Origin of the sequence: Pontibacter anaerobius (assembly GCF_026241195.1) — a bacterium.
GTDB classification, from domain to species: domain Bacteria; phylum Bacteroidota; class Bacteroidia; order Cytophagales; family Hymenobacteraceae; genus Pontibacter; species Pontibacter anaerobius.
This window is the reverse complement of sequence record NZ_JAPFQO010000026.1, coordinates 1-842: the sequence shown is the minus strand read 5'-3', so window position 1 is coordinate 842 and position 842 is coordinate 1. Positions and strand designations below refer to the sequence as shown.

Below are 842 nucleotides of genomic sequence, written 5' to 3'. Positions count from 1 at the left end.
CCTTGTTTTTACAACGCAGTGCCGGGGGGAAAAAGGGAAAAACAACCCCGCCCAACACACCCTAGCAGACACCCTCGCAAGCCTGACAAGCCAAAGCGTCTGCTAGACCATTTCGTTATGAGTAAAAAGTAATTTATGAAAATAGTTTTGTCATTCTTTATATTATTGATTTCTGTTTCTGCTTTTGCTCAGCATTCACAGGAAGTAAAGAATGACTCATTGATTCCATGGAGTCAAAACTATCAATTAAAGTGGAGTGATTTTAAAGGAAAGATTCCATCAGAAGAAATTAAAGGAACATCGGCAGCAGTAACTTGCTCGGGGTGGCAATCTTCTTTGCAATATTCAGATGGTGTGCTTGAAGGGGAATATGTAAATGTATTTGACAGGCTTCAGTCTTGGACGATAGACACGACATCTTCCCAATTACTAAATCATGAGCAACTACACTTTGATATAAGTGAAGTCTTCTGTCGAAAAGTTAGAAAGGGGATTATTGAATTAATAGAAAAGGAAGCTATTACTGCTGAAAGTTTACAAGCATTAATTGATAGTTTGAGCAATGAAAAAGATTACAATCAAGGTTTGTTTGACAAGGAGACTGCACATGGCACCTATGGACTAAAACAGCTTGAATGGAGAAAGAAAACCGATGAAGAGCTTAAAATTCTTAGTCCTTTTGCCGATTCATTTATCAAAGAACAAGATTAGAATTTCTTCTCATAATCGAGTAGACGGCCCCGCCACCGTTAGGTAGCGGGGAGCGCCTCTCACACCACTGTACAAGCGGGTCTCGCATACAGCGGTTCGTTAAGTTGTGGAGCTACTTCCCTGTAGTAGTC

General features: G+C 40.3%; 1 protein-coding gene. It reads left to right on the top strand.

Features of this window, described 5'->3' with window-relative positions; translation table 11 throughout:
• Nucleotides 1-135 precede the first annotated feature (135 nt).
• Nucleotides 136-711, top strand: coding sequence for a hypothetical protein (locus tag OO017_RS19860; RefSeq protein WP_266054450.1), 576 nt, complete (start codon nucleotides 136-138; stop codon nucleotides 709-711).
• The last annotated feature ends 131 nt before the right edge of the window (nucleotides 712-842 follow it).

Bases quoted from the DNA above. Each gene is read 5' to 3' on its own strand.
- OO017_RS19860 (WP_266054450.1), top strand. From the start codon at position 136: ATGAAAATAGTTTTGTCATTCTTTATATTATTGATTTCTGTTTCTGCT.